Source organism: Tsukamurella pseudospumae (genome assembly GCF_001575205.1).
Lineage (GTDB): Bacteria > Actinomycetota > Actinomycetes > Mycobacteriales > Mycobacteriaceae > Tsukamurella > Tsukamurella pseudospumae.
Map to the genome: position 1 here is coordinate 299677 of NZ_LSRE01000050.1, position 17380 is coordinate 317056.

Consider the following 17380-nt stretch of genomic DNA (forward strand, 5'->3'; position numbering starts at 1 on the left):
GGTTTTCCGCAGTCGAAGAGAGTTCACGGCCTTCCCATGATCAGTTCCCGCATGCGTGCGGCGCTCGTCGTCGGCGTCGCGTCGACGGCGCTCGCCGCCTGCGGCGTGATCTCCCCGCGCCCCGAGATCCCGCAGGGCATCCCGCCCGGGGCCGGCGCGCCGGTGCCGCTGATCAACGTGAACGGGCCCGGCCGCACCGCCGAGCTCCTGCGCGACTGGGCCACCCCGATCAGCGTGGCCACCGGGATCCCCGTGATCTCCCTCGAGGCCTACGGCAACGCCGCCGAGGCATTGCGTCAGCGCACGCCCGAGTGCGGCATCACCTGGACCACGCTCGCCGGGATCGCGTTCATCGAGAGCAAGCACGGCACCTACCACGGGGCCACCGTCGCGGCGAACGGTCAGGTCTCCCCGCCCATCCGCGGCGTTCCGCTGGACGGGACGAACGGCAACCAGGAGATCCTGGCCACGGGCACCGATCCGCACCGCCCGAACGCGAAGTACGACGCGGCGATGGGACCGTTCCAATTCATCCCCGAGACGTGGAAGCGCTTCGGCGTGGACGCCAACGGCGACGGGAAGGCCGACCCCGACAACATCGACGACGCCGCGATGACCGCCGCGCGGTACCTGTGCGTGTCCGGGAAGGACCTCACCACCGCGGCGGGGTGGGAGAAGGCCGTGATGGTCTACAACCAGTCCCGCAAGTACGTGCTGGACGTGCGCGATGCCGCGGCGGCGTACTCGGTGAACGTCCAGCCCTAGAGGGCTATTCGGCTCCCGCGCGGCAGGTGTCGAGCTGCGCCCGCAGGTCCGCGCACTCGTCCTCGAGACTGAGGATCCGGTCGACGCCGGGCAGATTGACGCCCGTCGCGACGAGCTCGGTGATCCGCCGGATCCGTGCGATGTCGTTCTCGCTGTAGCGGCGCGTGCCGCCCGCGGTGCGGTGCGGCCGGATGAGGTTGCGCCGTTCGTAGAGCCGGAGCGTCTGCAGGCCGACCTCCGACAACTCCGACGCCACCGAGATGCTGTACACACCGAGATCGGAGCGCACGCGATGCGAGTCCGTCATCGCACTCCTCCTTCGGGTCCCTCCGCGCCGCATCGTCGATGCGATACGCCGCGAGGAAGCGAAAACCTGCTCCCGACACTGTAGATCTTCAGGACCGACCCGTGGTGGACCACCCGCCGATCCGGCCCGACGCGCGGGCCGGATCAGCTGTGCGGCGGGAGCTCCACCAGGGGCGGCAGGTCCGCGACCGCGGCGTCGTAGGCGTCGATCAGCCACGCGGCGGACCTGTCCGCCACCAGGGTCGACGGCCCGTCGGCCAACGCACCGTCGAAGAACCGGACCCGCCAGGGCCTGCCCGCGTCCTCGTCCGCGAGCCCGACCAGCTCGTCGTTGTTGGTGGCGAGCAGGTAGCGGCCGAGCTCGAAATCGACGCGCAGGGCGTACTGACCGTCGATGTTCTCCACTCGGGCGTCGCGCTCGGTCGAGACCTCGAGGGCGTGCAGGGCGTCCGTGTAGCGCCCGGTGAACTCTGGCCTGCGGGGCACGGGCACCTCGATTCGTGTAGCCCTACCCCGACCGAATCAGGCCGGGCGCCCCACATTACGCGATCGCACGCCGTCGATCCGCCACCACCTCGAACGCCTCGTCTCGCAACGTATGGAGCCGCTCGCTCGCCGCGCTGAGCAGATCCGACGCCGTGTCGGCGGCGTCTGCGAGCACGGGCCGTGCCCGCTCCGCGGCGTCGGTCAGCACCGGCTTGGCCTTGTCGACCGCGTCGGTGACCACGGGCTTGGCCCTGCCCACCGCGTCCGTGATCGCCGGCTTGGCACGCTCGATCGCGTGCGCACCGTATTCCTGTGCGGCATGTGCCCGTTCGCGCCAGACACTCTCGTCTCCGTGGTGCTCGCCGTGCGGCGCGATCGCGGAGACGGTGTCCGAGACCCGTTCCGACGCACGCTGCGCCGCGCGGCGGGCTCGCCAGGTGGCACCGGGCCTGCCCTCCGTGTCGAACCCCGCGATGAGCAGTCCGCCCAACAGCGACAGGTTCTTCACGAAGTGCAGCTGCTGTTCACGCCGGATCTCGGGGTCGGACTCCCGCCAGAACGGGTGGTCGACGGCCGTCGCGGGGACCAGGGTCCCCGCGAGGGTCAACGACGAGGCCCGAGGCAGCCGGCCGGTGGCGAGCAGCAGCCCGCCGCCGAGCTGAACACCCGAGTTGATCCGCAGCCAGGTCCGGGCACTCGTCGGGATCACCGTCGAGTCCGGCAGGGACTCAGTGGCCTTCTCGACGAGCGGCGCGACGGTATCCGCCTTGTGCCCCGGATCGCTCGTCAGACCGGTGTACCCGGTGTAGACGAAGAACGATCCGAGCAGGGGTCGTGCGATCCGTCGAATCATGTCCAGCTCCCATCGTCGTGGGGTCGGCGGGTGGCGCTCACTTGCCGGAGAGCTTGTCCTTCACCTCGTCGACTCCCTCCTTGACCTTGTCCGCGACGCCTGCGATCTTGTCCTTCACCGAGGCCTCCGCCTGGTCGCCGCGGCCCTCGTTCTTGAGGTCCTGATCGTCGAGTGCGGAGCCCGCCGCCTCCTTGGCGCGGCCCTTGATGTCCTGTGCCTTGTTCTTGGCGTCGTCGCTGAAGCTCATGGTTGTCTCCTTCGAGAAGAGGGTCCGTTGGGTACTGCTCGACGGTCAGCCGACCGGCGCGCCCAGCATGCTCACGATCAGGGGCACGATCATCAGCCCCAGAGTGAGCACGAGCAGGACGACGATCACGACTCCGCTGCGCGGATGAAGAACGAGGGGTGGAGCCGCCGGAGCCGGCTCGGCCGAGCCCGCTGCCGTGGTGCGATGCTTGTTCATCTCTCGCTCCCGTCCGACAATCTATGTCGTGTCGAGCAGATTTCACGTTATGGCCGAAGCTCATTGTTGTCAACCGCTGCGACAGGAAATGGCGCGATCGCGATCGCCGAGCACCGGACCGACCTGCGCGGAAACGGTTCCTGAGAATTCGGGGAACACTGCCAGCGCAGACCCATGCCCCTGACAACCGACTGACAGGTTCGCGGCGCATCGTCGAATCATGAACATCAGCCGAAAGACCCTCGCCACGGCCGGATTCCTCGCGGCCACCGCCACCTTCGCCTTCACCCCGGCCATCGCGGCCGCCGACACCCCCTCGATGTACGACTCCTGCAGCTCGACCCAGGAGGGCCAGCGCATCACCACCGCGAACGGCGACGTGCTCGAGTGCGTCGAGGTGGACACGGGCACGGGATACGACTGGGAAGCGCCCAACTGACGACTCGACGGTGACGCGGTTCCCCCTTCCGCGTCGTCGTCCCGCCGAGGCGCGGGCCGCTAGACCTCGAGTCCGGCGGCCCGCGCCTGCTGCTTGATCCGGCCCATCTCGGACGTGTTGCCGATGAGCGCGATCCAGTTGTAGACCAGCAACGAGATCAGACCCCACCAGCCCGCGAGCAGATTATGCGTTTGCGCGGCCCGGTACGCGGCGCGCACGTCCGCGTACGAACCGGTGACATAGGAGTCCTGCCACTGCGCCAGGATGATCAGCCCGGTGTGCTTGCGGAACTTCGCCTGGAACACGGGGCCCTGCGCGGGATGCGGGTACTGCTGCGGCTGGTACGGCTGCTGCGCGTACTGCTGATTCGGGTACGGCTGCTGGGGATGGCCGTTCTGGGGGTACGGCTGCTGCTGGTACGACTGCTCCGGATTCATGACGCCATTGCGCCACCGCGCTCTTACGCGGGGCTTGCAGCGGGGTTGGGCCCGTGGACATTCCGGACGATTCACCCGCGCCGCCGCGCGGGACGACCGGAGCGGGCGCTGAAATGTCACCCCAGGCGGCGCCGATACGGCGTGTCGCGGTGCCGGCGCCGCCGGGCGCGACATCTCAGCGGGCATAGGTTGTAGCGATGAGGATCTGGTCGGTGCACCCGCGCTACCTCGACCGGCAGGCGCTCGTCGCCTGCTGGCGCGAGACGCTGCTCGCGCAGGCCGTGCTGGCCGGCCGGACGAAGGGCTACACGCAGCACCCGCAGCTGCAGCGATTCCGGGCGACGCCGGAGCCGCTCGTCACGGTCGGCTCCTACCTGGCCGCGATCGCCGACGAGGCCGATGCCCGCGGCTACAACTTCGACCGCTCCCGGATCGACGAACCCGCCGCGACCGTGTCGCCGATCGATGTCACCATCGGACAGCTCGACCTGGAGTGGGCCCACCTGATGGCGAAGCTCGACGTCCGCAACCCGGACATCGCGGCGCGGTGGCGCGGCGTCGAACGGCCGGACCCGCACCCGAGCTTCCGGGCCGTGCCCGGCGAGGTCGAGAGCTGGGAACGGGCGCGACCTGCTGGAACGTGAAAACTGCTCTCCCGCCAGGACTCGAACCTGAAATGTCTGAACCAAAATCAGAAGTGTTGCCGATTACACCACGGGAGACCGGGACCGAATGCGATTCGGAACCGTCGCCAAGCATTGTGCCACGGACCGTGACCGGCGCGGACTCTCGTAGGATCGCACCCGACGCTCGACGCGAACGCACGACACGGCACGAGACCTCAGGAGCAGCGATGGCGAACGGTACAGCGGTGGTGATCCTCGCCGCGGGCGCGGGAACGCGGATGCGGTCGAAGACCCCGAAGGTGCTGCACACGATCGCCGGGCGCACCCTGTTGGGACACGCCCTGCACGCGGCCGCCGGGACGCGGCCGGACCACCTCGTCGTGGTCGTGGGCCACGATCGCGACCGCGTGTCGGCGGCCGCGCTCGGCACCGCGGACGAACTCGATCACGCGATCCTCGTCGCGGTCCAGGCGGAACAGCGCGGCACCGGCGACGCCGTGCAGGCCGGCCTCGGCGCGCTGCCGGACGATTTCGCGGGCACCGTCGTCGTGACGGCCGCGGACGTACCGCTTCTCGACACCACGACACTGCAGGAGCTCTTGGACACCCACACCGACGGTGCCGGCGCCGCGGTCACCGTGCTGACCACCGCCGTCGCGGATCCCACCGGTTACGGCCGGGTCCTGCGCACGCAGGACGGGCAGGTCACGCAGATCGTCGAGCAGAAGGACGCGACCCCGGAGCAGCTCGCGATCACGGAGATCAACTCCGGCGTGTACGCCTTCGACCACGTCCACCTCGTCTCCGCGCTCGCGCAGCTACGGCCGGACAACTCGCAGGGCGAGCTGTACCTCACGGACGTGATCGGCATCGCGCGCGCCGCGGGCCAGCTCGTCCGCGGCGACCACGTCGACGACGAGATGCTGGTGGCCGGCTGCAACGACCGGATCCAGCTCTCCCAGCTCGGCCGCGAGATGAACCGGAGGATCGTCGAGGGGCATCAGCTGGCCGGCGTCACCGTCATCGACCCGGAGAGCACCTACATCGACGTCGACGTCGAGATCGCCCAGGACGTCACCATCGAACCCGGCTCGCACCTGCGCGGGGCGACCGTCATCGCGGAGGACGCCGTGATCGGGCCCGACACCACCCTGGTCGACACCGAGGTCGGCGCCGGCGCGACCGTGCTCCGCAGCGAAGTGCACCTGTCGGCGATCCGCGAGAACGCGACGGTCGGCCCGTTCAGCTACCTGCGACCGAACACCGACCTGGGGCCGAGGGGCAAGATCGGCGCGTTCGCCGAGACCAAGAACGCGCAGATCGGCGCCGGGAGCAAGATCCCGCACCTGAGCTACATCGGCGACGCCACCGTCGGCGAGGGCAGCAACATCGGCTGCGCCACGGTGACGGTGAATTACGACGGGGTGAACAAACACCGAACGGTGATCGGCGACCACGCGCGCATCGGATCCGACACGATGCTCATCGCCCCGGTGGAGGTCGGCGACGGCGCGTACACGGGAGCGGGTACCGTGATCAAGCGCGACGTGCCACCGGGAGCCCTTGCGGTGTCCGCCGCGGATCAGCGCAACATCGAGGATTGGGTACTGCACAAACGCCCGGGCACGAGCTCGGCGGACGCGGCCCAGCAGGCTATCGCGAGGATTGACGAGCAGTGAGCAACTGGATCGATAACCAGAAGAACCTGATGCTGTTCGCGGGTCGTGCCCACCCCGAGCTGGCGCAGCAGGTCGCCGACGAGCTCGGTATCGAGGTCACACCGCAGACGGCACGCGATTTCGCCAACGGCGAGATCTTCGTGCGTTTCGAGGAGTCCGTGCGCGGCAGCGACGCGTTCGTCCTGCAGAGCGCTCCGTACCCGGTCAATCAGTGGATCATGGAGACGCTGATCATGATCGACGCGCTCAAGCGCGGCTCGGCGAAGCGGATCACCGCGGTGCTCCCCTTCTACCCCTACGCCCGCCAGGACAAGAAGCACCGCGGCCGCGAGCCGATCTCGGCCCGCCTGGTCGCGGACCTCTTCAAGACGGCGGGCGCCGACCGGATCATCACGGTCGACCTGCACACCGACCAGATCCAGGGCTTCTTCGACGGCCCCGTCGACCACATGCACGCGCAGACGATGCTCGCCGATTACGTGCGTGAGCACTACGGTACCGAGAACATGGTCGTCGTCTCCCCCGACGCCGGCCGCGTCAAGGTGGGCGAGAAGTGGGCCGACGCCCTCGACGGTGCGCCCCTGGCCTTCGTGCACAAGACCCGCGACCCGAACGTCGCGAACCAGGTCAAGAGCAACCGCGTCGTCGGTGACGTGGCCGGCCGCACCTGCGTCCTCATCGACGACATGATCGACACCGGCGGCACCATCGCCGGCGCCGTGGGCGTGCTCAAGGAGGCCGGCGCGAAGGACGTGATCATCGCGACTACGCACGGCGTCTTCTCCGAGCCCGCCACCGAGCGGCTCGCCAACTGCGGTGCGCGCGAGGTGATCGCCACCAACACGCTGCCGATCCCGCCGGAGAAGCACTTCGAGAACCTCACCGTGCTCCCGATCGCACCGCTGCTGGCCCGCACCATCCGCGAGGTCTTCGAGAACGGCTCCGTCACGAGCCTGTTCAACGGCAACGCCTAGAGCTCACGCACCAGGGCGGCGGCTACAGGATGATCCCGTAGCCGCCGCCCTCTTACGTCGCGGACTAGATTGGCCGGCATGGACGCGACGATCTACCACAACCCCAAGTGCAGCAAGTCCCGCCAGGCACTCACCCGCCTCCAGGAGGCGGGGGCGACGGTGACGGTGGTCAAGTACCTCGATCAGGTCCCGACGAAGGCGGAGCTGACGAAACTGATCGACGATGCCGGGCTCACCGTCCGGCAGGCGGTCCGCACGCGCGAGGCGGAGTACAAGGAGCTCGGACTCGCGGACGCCACCGACGACGCCCTGCTCGACGCGATGGTCGCGCATCCGCGCCTCATCGAGCGGCCCTTCGTGGTGACGCCCAAAGGAACCCGGATGGCCCGCCCCACCGAAGCCGTCGACGAGATCCTGTAGACCCGGCGCAAAGGTTCCGATCGGTCCGACGGGTGCGCGGCCGACGCCCGACCCGGACCGGCCGCTCGCGAGCGCTATCCGGTCGCGACAAGGATCGCGGCGATCACCGCGAACAGGGCCGACCCCACGACCGCTCCGGCGGCCACGAGCGCGCTCGTCGTGTACGTCGCGTCGGACGCCGGGCGACGGGGCGTGGACACCGCACACGCGAATCCGAGCCCGGCGAGCGAAGCGATCCCCAGTACCACCACTGCGATCCACGTCATGTCCGGCTCCCTCCGGTCGTACGGATTCCACCCGCATCCGCCGGTGCAGAGCCGGCATCGGGTTCGCCGACCATCATCGCACGCGCGGCTTTTCGCAGCGCGGCGTACCGATCTGCTTCGACCTCCGCACCGTCCGGGGAAGGGCTAGGGTGATTTTCGTGGTTCCGAATCAAGTTGTGACATCACCGTTGACCGAGGCCGCGATGTTCGTCGTGCTCACCGTTTCGGACGGGCAGGAGGAGCGGGTTCACGACGCGTTGGACAACCTGTCCGGCCTCACCCGCTCGGTCGGATTCCGGTACCCGGACAAGCACCTCTCGCTCACCACCTCTTTCGGCTCGGACGTCTGGGATCGACTCTTCGCCGGCCCCAAGCCCACGGGGCTGCACCCGTTCATCGCGCTCGACGGTCCGCGGCACCGCGCCCCGTCGACGCCGGGCGACGTGCTGCTGCACGTCAAGGCGAGCACCCTCGACATGTGCTTCGAGCTGACCTGGCGGATCCTCGACTCGTTCGGGGACGCGGTCACCGTGGTCGACGAGGTGCACGGCTTCCGCTTCTTCGACGCCCGCGACCTGCTGGGCTTCGTCGACGGGACGGAGAACCCCGAGGGCGCTGCCGCCGTGAACGCGACCGCGGTCGGATCCGAGGATCCCGACTTCGCGGGCGGCAGCTACGTGCACATCCAGAAGTACCTGCACGACATGACGGCGTGGCGGGCACTGTCGGTCGACGACCAGGAGAAGGTCATCGGGCGCAGCAAGCTCGAGGACATCGAGATGGCCGACGACGTGAAGCCGAAGAACGCACACATCGCCCTGAACGTGATCAACGACGAGGACGGCAACCAGCTGCAGATCGTCCGGCAGAACATGCCCTTCGGCGAACTCGGCAGTGCGGAGTTCGGCACCTACTTCATCGGCTACTCCCGTGACCCGGAGGTCACGGAACGCATGCTGCGCAACATGTTCCTGGGCGACCCGCCCGGCAACACCGACCGCATCCTCGACTTCTCGACCGCACACACCGGATGCCTCTTCTTCACCCCCACCGGAGACTGGCTCGACGCCCCACCGGACCTCCCCGCCGACGGCGCACCGTCGTCGGAGGAGACCGCGACCACCACGCCCGCCGCAACCGGCGGCTCGCTCGAGATCGGCAGTTTGAAAGGAAGTCAAGCATGAACAACCTGTACCGGGAACTGGCGCCCGTCACCCCCGAGGCTTGGGAGCAGATCGAGGACGAGGCGGCACGGACCTTCAAGCGCAACATCGCCGGCCGCCGCGTCGTCGACGTGACGGGGCCGGACGGCCCGACCGCCGCCGCCGTCGGCACCGGCCACGTGCGTTCGGTCGACGGTCCTGCGGACGGCGTTCAGGCGGACCTGCGCGAGAGCGTGCCACTCGTCCGCCTCCGCGTGCCCTTCACGCTGAGCCGCTCCGCGATCGATTCGGTCGAGCGGGGCGCGCAGGACGCCGACTGGGATCCGGTCAAGGCGGCGGCGAAGCAGCTCGCCTACGCCGAGGACCGCGCCGTCTTCGAGGGCTACCCCGCGGCGTCGATCGGCGGGATGCGCGCGTCGTCGTCGAACGCCGCCATCGCACTCCCCTCGGATCCGCTCGAGACACCGGACGCTGTGGCGAAGGCGCTGGAGGACCTGCGTCTCGCGGGCGTCAACGGCCCGTACTCCGTGGTGTTGTCCGCCGACGTGTACACCAGCATCAGCGAGACCTCCGATCACGGCTACCCCGTCCGCGAGCAGCTCAACCGGCTCGTGGACGGTGAGATCATCTGGGCGCCCGCGATCGACGGAGCGTTCGCGCTGACCACCCGCGGCGGCGATTACGAGCTGCGGTTGGGCACGGACGTCGAGATCGGCTACCTCAGCCACGACGCCGAGTCGGTGCAGCTGTACCTGCAGGAGACCTTCACCTTCCTCGCGTACACCGCCGAAGCCTCCGTGCCGCTCACCAACTGACTTCTGCGACAGAACCTCCCGTTCGAACCCGAGTCCCGGACGTCAGCTCCACCGCGGAGGACTGGCTGCCGGACGAGGGCTTCCAGCCCCAGTTCGGAGCCCGCCCCCTGCGCCGGACGGTGCAGAAGGAGCTCGACAACCGCCTGTCGTCGATGTTGCTGCGAGGCGACGTCCGCGGGGGCGACACCGTCCGGGTGGACGTGGACGACGACGGCCTGGTGCTCTCGGTCGTGGAGAAGCACGCCGACGGCTCGGTCTCCGAGGGCTCACTGCCCGCGGAGGAGAAGACGGACGAGGAGAAGGAGAAGGCATGAGCGACACGAACGCCCGCGAGGAAGAGAACGAGCACGAGGAGAAGCGCAAGCAGGAGGAGCGCGACCGCCTCGGGCGTGAAGAGGAGGCGCGACTGCAATGAGCGATTCGAACGATCCGTCCGGCCTCGACGAGACCCCGGCGCAGGCCGCGGCCGAGGAGCGGGAGACGGAACTGGACGCCCGGGAGGCGGTGGGCCAGGACCTCGACGACGACGGCGAGGCCGAGATCGCCGAGGAGGAGGGCATCTCCTAAGGGGCACCCGAGCCCTGGTTCCGGCGTGTTCGAGGAGGTGACGTGGGCTGGTTCGACGAGTGGTGGCGACTCGAGGTGATCGGTGCGCAGAAGGGGCCCCTGCTGCTGAGTTTCGTCGCGTTCGTCGTGACCTTCACGGCCACCCGGACCATCACCCGGATGATCCGGGCGGGCCGCGGCCCCTTCCACAACGTCAGCGCCGGCGGAGTGCATCTGCACCACTCGACGCCGGGGTTGATCCTGCTGGTGGCCGGCGCGTTCACTGCCGTCGGCGCGGTGGGCCGCCCGCCGTGGGCCTATCTGGCCGCGCTGCTCGTCGGCGTCGGCGCATCGCTGATGCTCGACGAGTTCGCGATGATCTTCCATCTCAAGGACGTCTACTGGTCGCAGGAGGGCCAGCTGTCCGTGAACATGGTGACGCTGGCGGCGGCGTGCGTCGGGCTCGCGGTGGTCGGGGTGTCGCCCGCGAACGTTGCGGGGCTCGGCGACACCGAGCGGTGGGTACGCGGCGGCGTCGCCACGCTGCTCGTGGTGCACCTGCTGCTTGTGGCCGTCACCGCGCTCAAGGGCAAGTACCCGACGGCGCTCGTCGGGCTGTTCGCGTGGCCCGTCACCTGGGTCGCGGCCGTGCGCCTCGCCCGCCCCACTTCCCCTTGGGCCCGCTGGTTCTACTCCCCTGCGAAGATGGCCTGCGCGGCGACGCGGGCCAAGGATTTCGACAGGCGGTGGGGACCGGTCCGGAAGCGCTGGGACGACGTCATCGGAGGGCGGCCGACGAACGGCTAGGGCGCCGACGGTGCCGCGGGGCGACCGCACCGCAGGCCCGGGGCGCGGGCGGGACGTGGGATGGGGACGCGGACTGACGCGCGAACGATCGGGGGTGTGTCAGTCCTGTCGGCGATGCGCGCGGCGCATATCCTCTGACCTGCACGAACACCCGGAGGTCATACGCCGGGTGCATAACCTTGCGGCGCAAGCTGCGAACAACCGCACCGCAAGGTCGAGTCGATACCGTCTCCGACGGCGACGATCGCCGGGCGATCGGGCGGACCGTCGCGCAGGGCGAGTAGCGTGCTCGCCGAGGGACGGGGGAACGGCGCGATGGATCTGCGTGAGGGTGGCGAGTTCGCCGGGTATCGGGTCGTGCGCAAGCTCGGCGCGGGCGGCATGGGCCAGGTCTGGCTCGTGGAGAACCCGAACCTGCGCCGGCTGGAAGCGATGAAGGTCGTATCCACATCCGGCGCGGGCGACGACTTCGCCCGCCGGTTCACCACCGAAGCCCAGACCGCCGCCGGGCTCGACCACCCGAACATCGTGACCGTCTACGCGTACGGCATCGAGAGCGATGCCGCGTGGTTCACCATGAGCCACCTCGAGGGCGAGGATCTCGTCCGCGCCGGTGCGCTCCCACCCGCCGAAGTGGCCACCATCGTCGAACGCGTCGCCGACGCCGTCGACTACGCCAACTCCCGCGGCGTCATCCACCGAGACATCAAGCCCGCCAACATCATCGTCCGGCGGGACCTCACCGGCCTGATCGTCAGAGTGACTGTTCTCGACTTCGGCATCGCCAAACTCATGGACGGCACCCATCTCACGGCCACCAATGCGTTCATCGGCACCCTCACCTACGCCCCACCCGAGTCGCTGACCGGCGGCGGCGTCGTCCCCCAATCCGACCAGTACTCCCTCGCCGCCACCGCGTATCAATTACTCACCGGCAGGCCACCTTTCGCCGGCCAAAATCCAGGCGCGTTGATGATGGCCCACATCACCGGCCCCACCCCCCACGTCGGAGATGCCGACCCCGCACTCACGCCACTCAACGACGTCATAGCCCGTGCGCTGGCCAAGGAGCCGCTGCAGCGGTTCCGCACCTCTCGCAAGTTCTCGGAAGAATTGACCGCAGCGGTCGCGCGCATGTCACATGCCACACTGTCACCGTCCGAGCAGCCAGACCCACGCGACGTCCCCACAATGATGCGGGCGCCAGCTTCCTCAACGCCCCCAATCCCTCTGGGCGCAACGAGGGTGGATCCCGCTCCTACTGACGACCGCACGGTGGATGACGCAACGATCCGGCAGATCGTGGAGCTACTCGTCGCACAGGGATCGCAGTACTGGCAATCGCTCCACGGAGAGTTTCAATCTGTGGGCGAACGCCACCAATCGGCATCGGTCACAATGGCAACCTCCTCCGGAACCTTCCGAGTTCCGGTCACGGCCCGAGTTCAGCAACTGCTGACAAGGCACCGGTATCGCGGCGGCAGCGATACCGGTGCGAGATGGAACACGCTGACGATCGACGCGAGCCCCGCCCACGGCGTAACCGTGCGGCTCGACGACAGTGACATCTCCCAGTTGCCTCCAGCAGAGGTCGCCCCCACGTGGTGGACATCGGGTTAGGTATCTCCCGCTATCCAGCCCAGGCGACCCGCTTCGGCGAGTTGCGCCCTCACACCAGCGTGTCGTGGAACAGCTGGATCACATCGTCCAGGGCCCGACGCGTGGGCTGCCCGGGCTCGTCGATGAGGTGCTCCGTCAACACCGAGTGCGGCGGGGTCAGGGCGTCGGGGTTGGCGTCGGCGTCGTCGAGTTCGACGGCGATGAAGCCGTCGCCGAGCTGTTCGCGCAGGAAGTCGAAACGCTCGCCGGGCACCATGAAGTCGCTCTTGAACCGCAGGCCCATGACCTTAAGCCCCTGCTTGGCGCACCGCACCTTCACCGTGTCGAGGTCCTGGGGCGAGATGTCGATGGTGCGGCCGGTGCCGGGGATGGGCCGGAAGGGCAGCGAGGGCTGGCTGAGCACGGGCGCGAGCATCACGTCGTCGACGGCCATGCCGAGCGCGAAGCCGCCGGTGAAACACATGCCCACGGCGCCGACGCCCTTCCCTCCGCAGCGCTCGTGCTCCTTCCGGGCGAGCGCGCGCAGCCACGTCACCACGGGCGAGGACTTGCCGGTCGCGAGGATGGTGAACTCGCGGCTCACGCACAGCGAGCCGGCGAGCTTGGCCATGCTCTTCGCCGTCCCGGCATAGCCGATCGCCTTGGGGTTCGCGGCGTCCAGGCCGGGCGTGCCGAACAGGTGCGGCAGCACCGCAGTGAACCCCGCGTCCACGACCTTGCGCGCGAAGTCCAGCACCTTCGGGGTGATGCCGGGGATCTCGGCGATCACGATCACCGCAGGTCCCGTTCCCTTTCGGTACAGGTCGTGCGTCACGCCGTCCGACGTGAAGGACTCCTTCGTGAAGTCGATGAGATGAGCGGCAGCTTCGGCTTTGAGATCCACGAGCATCATCGTGCCCCATCCACGCGGAGTCCGGGCGGCGGAACTCAGGCCAGACGGTGCGCCACGGCCTCGAGCGCCGGCCACGGATCGTCGCCCAGCGCCTGCACCGCCACGTGGTCGGCACCGGCGTCGAGATGGGCTCGAACGCCCGCCGCAACGGCGTCGCCGTCGCCGTGCACGGCCAGCACGTCCACGAGGCGGTCGCTGCCCGGTTTCGCGAGGTCGGCATCGTCGAAGCCGAGACGGCGCAGGTTGGCGACGTAGTTGCGCAGGCCCAGGTAGAACTCGACGGTGCGCCGCCCGGTCGCCCGACCGCGAGCGTCGTCCTCGTCGAGGACGATCTTCTGCTCCGGCGCGAGCAGCACCCCGACGCCGAGGATCTCGCGGGCCTGCCGCGTGTGTTCGGGCGTGGACAGGTACGGATGCGCCCCGGCGGTGCGGTCGGCGGCGAGCCGCAGCACCTTGGGTCCGAGGGCCGCGAGCACCGTCTGCTCCTTCGGCACGCCCTCCGCGGCGAGCACGTCCAGGTAATCGACGAGCGCCTGGTAGGGGGTGCGGTAATCGGCGGTGGCCTCGCGGTGGCCCGCGCCGATACCGAGCACGAACCGGCCCGGGTGCAGCTTGTCGATCCGGTGGAAGGCGGCGGCCGCCGAGCGGGCGTCGTCCTGCCAGATGTTGAGGATGCCCGTCGCGACCACCAGGTTCTCGGTGGCCTCCAGCAGGGCATCCACCACCGCCAGGTCGCCGCCCGGCGACCCGCCCAGCCACACCGTGCCGTAGCCCAATCGTTCCGCCCGATCGGCGAAGGCACCGTCGACCTGCGTGGCGCCGCGCCAGATTCCCAACCTGCCCAGAGTCGTCATGCTGGGTGCAACGCCGGGCCGGGGTCGGATGCTTCCCGTCACACCGCGGCGCGCGGAAGGGTCGGCCGCGCCGGGGCGTAGACGGCGCCGGCGACGGCCCGGGCGACCGCTTTGGCCACGTCGCGCACGTCGGCCTCGTCGCGCCACGCGACGATGCGGCCCCCGTCGACCTCGAACGTGCCGTGCACCCGGAACTGGAAGCACAACGGTCCGTAGACGAGGGCGGTCACGCGCTCGGTGAGCGCGGCATCGTCGGACTGCTCGGAGGCGAGCAGGACCGCCTGCATGGCGACCCGCGTGCGCGCGTGCCAGCGGAAGTGCCGCGCGATCGCCGCGCGGCCCCGCAGCGGCCTGCCGCCGGTACGCCGGTAGACCACGTTCTTCGCCAGGAGCTGCTCGGCGATCTCGTAGTCGCCGCTGCCCAGGGCATCGACGAAACGCTCGGCGACGTCCTGCGGCGACCACAGCGGGAAGTTGTTCACGGGGTCGATGGTGCCGATGTGGCGTGGACGCCGCACGAACTGGACATGACGGAACGGCGAAACTTCGATTTCACTCCTGAGCGGGGCGTTCGGTAGACTCTCCTGCGACCTTCTCGGCGAGGGCGGCCCCGGCCGCCGTGATCGACGCGAGCGGCACTTCTCCCCGCGGATCCCGCGAGCGATGCAGTGCGGGCCGCCTCGACATCGTCGAGGCCGATACACCGCAACAGGAGCATCATGTCTGACACCAACAAGCTCGTCGCCACCGTCCGTACCGAGTTCGGCAAGGGCGCCGCGCGCCGCGCCCGCCGCGACGGCCTCGTGCCCGTCGTGCTCTACGGCCACGGCACCGACCCGCAGCACTTCACCGTCGTCGCCCGCGAGTTCTCGGCCATCCTCCGCAAGGACGGCGTCAACGCCGTGCTGAACCTGGACATCGACGGCAAGGAGCAGCTCGCGCTGACCAAGCAGGTCGTCGTGCACCCGCTGCGCAACTACATCGAGCACACCGACCTCCTGGTGATCAAGAAGGGCGAGAAGGTCACCGTGTCCGTCGGCGTCGTCGTCGAGGGCGAGCCCGCCGGCGGCACCCAGGTCGCGCAGGAGCTCAACGAGGTCGAGATCGAGGCCGACGCGCTGAGCATCCCCGAGAACATCGTGGTCAACGTGCACAAGCTCGAGGCCGGCACGCAGATCACCGCCGGTCAGCTCGAGGTGCCCGCGGGCGTCTCCGTGCTCACCGACGCCGACGCCCTGGTCGTCAACGTCACCGAGATCGCGGCCGCCGCCGACGAGGCCGACGAGGCCGCCGCCGAGGCTGCCGAGTAGTTCGATGACCGACCGGCCACTCATCGTCGTGGGGCTGGGCAACCCCGGCGAGAAGTACGCCGGGACCCGGCACAACATCGGCTTCGACGTGGTCGACGAGCTCGCATCGCGCGCCCGCACCTCCTTCTCCCGGCACAAGAAGTCGGGGGCGGAGGTCGCGGGCGCGCGGCTCGTCGGCCGCCAGGTGTACCTGGCGAAGCCGCAGTCCTACATGAACCTCTCCGGCGAGCCGGTGGGCGCGCTGGCCCGGTTCTACTCGGTCGAGCCGACCGACGTCATCGCCGTGCACGACGAGCTGGACATCGACTTCGGTCTGGTCCGGCTCAAGCGCGGCGGCGGCGAGGGCGGGCACAACGGCCTGCGCTCGCTGACCCAGCACCTGGGCACGAAGGACTACCTGCGCGTGCGGGCCGGGATCGGCCGGCCGCCGGGCCGGCAGGATCCCGCGGACTACGTGCTCAAGCCCTTCGCCAAGACCGAGAAGCCCGAGGTGCCGCTCCTGGTCACCAACGCCGCCGACGCGGTCGAGCTGCTCATCCGCGACGGCCTCGAGGCCGCGCAGAACACGGTGCACGCCTGGTGATCACCTTCCGCCGGGTCACCCGCGAGGACTTCGGTCTCCTCGCGGCGTGGCTCGGCGAGTCGCACAATCGGCGGTGGTGGAACCACGAGACCTCCCTCGAGGCCGTCGAGCGCGACTTCGGGCCGTCCGTCGACGGTGCCGAGCCCTCGCTGGACTTCCTGGCATTGGGCGCCGGGAGCGGAGCGAGCGGGCCCGATCGGGTCGACGGCGGCGCGGGAACCGAGGCCGACGGTGCCGGGGCCCCGTTCGGGCTGATCCAGCGGCAACGCTGGATCGACTACCCGGACGAGCCCGAGACCGTCGCGGTCGGCACCATCGTCGACCTCGGCCCCCGCGACTGGGGCATCGACTACCTCATCGGCTCCCCCGCTGCCACGGGACGCGGCCTGGGCACGGCGATGATCGCGGCGATGTGCTCGACCATCTTCGGTGAGCTGGGCGGCGACAGGGTGGTCGTGGCCGTCGCGGCCGGCAACCGCCGTTCCTGGCGGGCCCTCGAACGGGCCGGCTTCACCCTCGTGGGACACGTCGACATCCCGCCCGACAACCCCGTCGACCCGCCGGACCACGTGGTCTACCTGCTCGATGCCCCGCCGATCTCGGACGTGAGCAACTGCTGAACCCGCTGGTGCGACAGTCCGATGGCCGCGCCGATGTCACGAACGGTGAGGCCCGCTGCCCGCAGATCGGCGACCGCGGCGCGGCTCTCCCGCGCGGCCACGCGATTCGCCTGCTCGGCGACGCGGCGTTGCTCCTCAGCGTTGTCCAGGTGAACGCGAACCGGTGCCGGTAGCTCGATCGTCGTCCCCACCAGGTCGACCTGATCAAGAGGAATGTCGAGCCAGGTCGCCGTGAGGTCGCGCGCCATCTCGGCGGCCTCCTTGAGGTTCCGCCCCTGCGTGTACTGGTCGATCTCGGGAACGTGGACCAGCCAGAAACGGCCGTCGCGACTCATCGTGGCCGTGATCTTCACCGCCACCACCCCTTTCCGAGCTTGGGCTCACACTGCCGATAGACCATCTCCGCGTAGCGGTTTCCGACCTCGCCGGGGTGCCGACCGATCGGGATCCGCAGCC

The 17380-nt window shown here is 69.4% G+C and carries 26 protein-coding genes and 1 tRNA gene; 15 read left to right on the top strand and 12 right to left on the bottom strand.

Translation table 11 applies throughout. From position 1 onward, the window contains the following. The first annotated feature begins 36 nt into the window (after nt 1-36). Nucleotides 37-765, top strand: a complete 729-nt coding sequence (locus tag AXK61_RS22325) for a lytic transglycosylase domain-containing protein (protein ID WP_068574933.1) — start codon at nt 37-39, stop codon at nt 763-765. Between the two features lie 4 nt (nt 766-769). Here AXK61_RS22325 and AXK61_RS22330 read toward each other — a convergent pair whose 3' ends face one another. The 5 genes from AXK61_RS22330 to AXK61_RS25210 form a co-directional block, all read right to left on the bottom strand. After that, nucleotides 770-1072 (bottom strand): MerR family transcriptional regulator, encoded by a 303-nt coding sequence (locus tag AXK61_RS22330; RefSeq protein ID WP_068574932.1) that lies wholly within the window; start codon nt 1070-1072, stop codon nt 770-772. Between the two features lie 143 nt (nt 1073-1215). Beyond that, a complete protein-coding gene (locus tag AXK61_RS22335; RefSeq protein ID WP_068574931.1) occupies nt 1216-1557 on the bottom strand; it encodes a hypothetical protein in 342 nt (113 codons plus the stop codon). 55 nt (nt 1558-1612) lie between these two features. Further along, complete coding sequence (locus tag AXK61_RS22340) at nt 1613-2410, bottom strand: DoxX family membrane protein (protein WP_068574930.1); 798 nt, start codon at nt 2408-2410, stop codon at nt 1613-1615. 37 nt (nt 2411-2447) lie between these two features. Beyond that, nucleotides 2448-2657, bottom strand: a complete 210-nt coding sequence (locus AXK61_RS22345) for a CsbD family protein (RefSeq protein ID WP_068574929.1) — start codon at nt 2655-2657, stop codon at nt 2448-2450. A gap of 45 nt (nt 2658-2702) precedes the next feature. Beyond that, nucleotides 2703-2873 (bottom strand): hypothetical protein, encoded by a 171-nt coding sequence (locus AXK61_RS25210; protein ID WP_156485786.1) that lies wholly within the window; start codon nt 2871-2873, stop codon nt 2703-2705. A 220-nt stretch (nt 2874-3093) separates the two neighbouring features. Between AXK61_RS25210 and AXK61_RS22350 the strand changes: the two genes are divergently transcribed. Further along, nucleotides 3094-3312, top strand: a complete 219-nt coding sequence (locus AXK61_RS22350) for a hypothetical protein (protein ID WP_068574928.1) — start codon at nt 3094-3096, stop codon at nt 3310-3312. A gap of 59 nt (nt 3313-3371) precedes the next feature. Here AXK61_RS22350 and AXK61_RS22355 read toward each other — a convergent pair whose 3' ends face one another. Next, nucleotides 3372-3749, bottom strand: coding sequence for a hypothetical protein (locus AXK61_RS22355; RefSeq protein ID WP_068747030.1), 378 nt, complete (start codon nt 3747-3749; stop codon nt 3372-3374). Between the two features lie 197 nt (nt 3750-3946). Here AXK61_RS22355 and AXK61_RS22360 point away from each other — a divergent pair, with 197 nt between their 5' ends. After that, nucleotides 3947-4393: a pyrimidine dimer DNA glycosylase/endonuclease V gene (locus tag AXK61_RS22360; RefSeq protein WP_068747031.1), complete on the top strand. Its 447-nt coding sequence runs from the start codon at nt 3947-3949 to the stop codon at nt 4391-4393. A gap of 6 nt (nt 4394-4399) precedes the next feature. Here AXK61_RS22360 and AXK61_RS22365 read toward each other — a convergent pair. Continuing rightward, a tRNA-Gln gene (locus AXK61_RS22365) sits at nt 4400-4471 on the bottom strand. 131 nt (nt 4472-4602) lie between these two features. On the opposite strand from AXK61_RS22365, the gene glmU reads away from it, so the two are divergent. From glmU to arsC, 3 genes are all read left to right on the top strand, one after another. Beyond that, nucleotides 4603-6054, top strand: a complete 1452-nt coding sequence (gene glmU, locus AXK61_RS22370) for a bifunctional UDP-N-acetylglucosamine diphosphorylase/glucosamine-1-phosphate N-acetyltransferase GlmU (RefSeq protein ID WP_068574925.1) — start codon at nt 4603-4605, stop codon at nt 6052-6054. Beyond that, complete coding sequence (locus AXK61_RS22375) at nt 6051-7028, top strand: ribose-phosphate diphosphokinase (protein ID WP_068574924.1); 978 nt, start codon at nt 6051-6053, stop codon at nt 7026-7028. Before glmU ends, AXK61_RS22375 begins: the two co-directional genes overlap by 4 nt. A 78-nt stretch (nt 7029-7106) precedes the next feature. Next, entirely contained in the window at nt 7107-7448 is a 342-nt protein-coding gene (arsC, locus tag AXK61_RS22380; protein ID WP_068747032.1) for an arsenate reductase (glutaredoxin), read from the top strand. A 74-nt stretch (nt 7449-7522) separates the two neighbouring features. Here arsC and AXK61_RS22385 read toward each other — a convergent pair whose 3' ends face one another. Continuing rightward, the gene (locus AXK61_RS22385; protein WP_068574922.1) at nt 7523-7714 is read right to left on the bottom strand and encodes a hypothetical protein; all 192 of its coding nucleotides are present in this window, start codon (nt 7712-7714) and stop codon (nt 7523-7525) included. 176 nt (nt 7715-7890) lie between these two features. Between AXK61_RS22385 and AXK61_RS22390 the strand changes: the two genes are divergently transcribed. The 6 genes from AXK61_RS22390 to AXK61_RS22410 all read left to right on the top strand — a co-directional run bounded on the left by AXK61_RS22390 (nt 7891) and on the right by AXK61_RS22410 (nt 12665). Beyond that, a complete protein-coding gene (locus tag AXK61_RS22390; protein WP_414930020.1) occupies nt 7891-8898 on the top strand; it encodes a Dyp-type peroxidase in 1008 nt (335 codons plus the stop codon). Then, entirely contained in the window at nt 8895-9692 is a 798-nt protein-coding gene (locus tag AXK61_RS22395; protein WP_068574921.1) for a family 1 encapsulin nanocompartment shell protein, read from the top strand. Before AXK61_RS22390 ends, AXK61_RS22395 begins: the two co-directional genes overlap by 4 nt. A 65-nt stretch (nt 9693-9757) precedes the next feature. Beyond that, on the top strand, nt 9758-10006 hold the full coding sequence (locus AXK61_RS24600) for a hypothetical protein (protein WP_231855656.1): 249 nt from the start codon (nt 9758-9760) through the stop codon (nt 10004-10006). A 97-nt stretch (nt 10007-10103) separates the two neighbouring features. After that, complete coding sequence (locus tag AXK61_RS25215; protein ID WP_156485788.1) at nt 10104-10259, top strand: hypothetical protein; 156 nt, start codon at nt 10104-10106, stop codon at nt 10257-10259. A 42-nt stretch (nt 10260-10301) separates the two neighbouring features. Further along, entirely contained in the window at nt 10302-11045 is a 744-nt protein-coding gene (locus AXK61_RS22405) for a hypothetical protein (protein ID WP_068747034.1), read from the top strand. A gap of 315 nt (nt 11046-11360) precedes the next feature. Then, nucleotides 11361-12665 carry a serine/threonine-protein kinase gene (locus AXK61_RS22410; RefSeq protein WP_068747035.1) on the top strand — a complete coding sequence of 435 codons (1305 nt, stop codon included), beginning with the start codon at nt 11361-11363 and terminating at the stop codon, nt 12663-12665. A gap of 49 nt (nt 12666-12714) precedes the next feature. Here the strand turns inward: AXK61_RS22410 and AXK61_RS22415 are convergent, their stop codons facing one another. From AXK61_RS22415 to AXK61_RS22425, 3 genes are read right to left on the bottom strand one after another with little or no spacing between them, the layout of a single operon-like run. Continuing rightward, nucleotides 12715-13554, bottom strand: coding sequence for a dienelactone hydrolase family protein (locus AXK61_RS22415; RefSeq protein ID WP_068575315.1), 840 nt, complete (start codon nt 13552-13554; stop codon nt 12715-12717). A 38-nt stretch (nt 13555-13592) separates the two neighbouring features. Further along, the gene (locus AXK61_RS22420; RefSeq protein ID WP_068747036.1) at nt 13593-14411 is read right to left on the bottom strand and encodes an LLM class F420-dependent oxidoreductase; all 819 of its coding nucleotides are present in this window, start codon (nt 14409-14411) and stop codon (nt 13593-13595) included. A gap of 38 nt (nt 14412-14449) precedes the next feature. Next, entirely contained in the window at nt 14450-14893 is a 444-nt protein-coding gene (locus AXK61_RS22425) for a limonene-1,2-epoxide hydrolase family protein (RefSeq protein WP_197466899.1), read from the bottom strand. A gap of 237 nt (nt 14894-15130) precedes the next feature. Here AXK61_RS22425 and AXK61_RS22430 point away from each other — a divergent pair, with 237 nt between their 5' ends. The 3 genes from AXK61_RS22430 to AXK61_RS22440 are packed head-to-tail and all read left to right on the top strand — an operon-like array spanning nt 15131 to nt 16924. Then, nucleotides 15131-15721, top strand: coding sequence for a 50S ribosomal protein L25/general stress protein Ctc (locus tag AXK61_RS22430; protein ID WP_068574915.1), 591 nt, complete (start codon nt 15131-15133; stop codon nt 15719-15721). A 4-nt stretch (nt 15722-15725) separates the two neighbouring features. Then, nucleotides 15726-16304, top strand: a complete 579-nt coding sequence (pth, locus tag AXK61_RS22435) for an aminoacyl-tRNA hydrolase (protein ID WP_068574914.1) — start codon at nt 15726-15728, stop codon at nt 16302-16304. After that, nucleotides 16301-16924 (top strand): GNAT family N-acetyltransferase, encoded by a 624-nt coding sequence (locus AXK61_RS22440; RefSeq protein ID WP_068747037.1) that lies wholly within the window; start codon nt 16301-16303, stop codon nt 16922-16924. The genes pth and AXK61_RS22440 overlap by 4 nt, the downstream gene beginning before the upstream one ends. Here the strand turns inward: AXK61_RS22440 and AXK61_RS22445 are convergent. Further along, nucleotides 16879-17277 (bottom strand): type II toxin-antitoxin system HicB family antitoxin, encoded by a 399-nt coding sequence (locus AXK61_RS22445; protein WP_139058107.1) that lies wholly within the window; start codon nt 17275-17277, stop codon nt 16879-16881. The genes AXK61_RS22440 and AXK61_RS22445 overlap by 46 nt on opposite strands. Between the last annotated feature and the right edge of the window lie 103 nt (nt 17278-17380).

Coding starts and splice junctions, on each gene's coding strand:
- AXK61_RS22325 (WP_068574933.1), top strand. CDS start 37: ATGATCAGTTCCCGCATGCGTGCGGCGCTCGTCGTCGGCGTCGCGTCG.
- AXK61_RS22330 (WP_068574932.1), bottom strand. CDS start 1,072: ATGACGGACTCGCATCGCGTGCGCTCCGATCTCGGTGTGTACAGCATC.
- AXK61_RS22340 (WP_068574930.1), bottom strand. CDS start 2,410: ATGATTCGACGGATCGCACGACCCCTGCTCGGATCGTTCTTCGTCTAC.
- AXK61_RS22345 (WP_068574929.1), bottom strand. CDS start 2,657: ATGAGCTTCAGCGACGACGCCAAGAACAAGGCACAGGACATCAAGGGC.
- AXK61_RS25210 (WP_156485786.1), bottom strand. CDS start 2,873: ATGAACAAGCATCGCACCACGGCAGCGGGCTCGGCCGAGCCGGCTCCG.
- AXK61_RS22350 (WP_068574928.1), top strand. CDS start 3,094: ATGAACATCAGCCGAAAGACCCTCGCCACGGCCGGATTCCTCGCGGCC.
- AXK61_RS22355 (WP_068747030.1), bottom strand. CDS start 3,749: ATGAATCCGGAGCAGTCGTACCAGCAGCAGCCGTACCCCCAGAACGGC.
- AXK61_RS22360 (WP_068747031.1), top strand. CDS start 3,947: ATGAGGATCTGGTCGGTGCACCCGCGCTACCTCGACCGGCAGGCGCTC.
- glmU (WP_068574925.1), top strand. CDS start 4,603: ATGGCGAACGGTACAGCGGTGGTGATCCTCGCCGCGGGCGCGGGAACG.
- arsC (WP_068747032.1), top strand. CDS start 7,107: ATGGACGCGACGATCTACCACAACCCCAAGTGCAGCAAGTCCCGCCAG.
- AXK61_RS22385 (WP_068574922.1), bottom strand. CDS start 7,714: ATGACGTGGATCGCAGTGGTGGTACTGGGGATCGCTTCGCTCGCCGGG.
- AXK61_RS22395 (WP_068574921.1), top strand. CDS start 8,895: ATGAACAACCTGTACCGGGAACTGGCGCCCGTCACCCCCGAGGCTTGG.
- AXK61_RS25215 (WP_156485788.1), top strand. CDS start 10,104: ATGAGCGATTCGAACGATCCGTCCGGCCTCGACGAGACCCCGGCGCAG.
- AXK61_RS22410 (WP_068747035.1), top strand. CDS start 11,361: ATGGATCTGCGTGAGGGTGGCGAGTTCGCCGGGTATCGGGTCGTGCGC.
- AXK61_RS22415 (WP_068575315.1), bottom strand. CDS start 13,554: ATGCTCGTGGATCTCAAAGCCGAAGCTGCCGCTCATCTCATCGACTTC.
- AXK61_RS22420 (WP_068747036.1), bottom strand. CDS start 14,411: ATGACGACTCTGGGCAGGTTGGGAATCTGGCGCGGCGCCACGCAGGTC.
- AXK61_RS22430 (WP_068574915.1), top strand. CDS start 15,131: ATGTCTGACACCAACAAGCTCGTCGCCACCGTCCGTACCGAGTTCGGC.
- pth (WP_068574914.1), top strand. CDS start 15,726: ATGACCGACCGGCCACTCATCGTCGTGGGGCTGGGCAACCCCGGCGAG.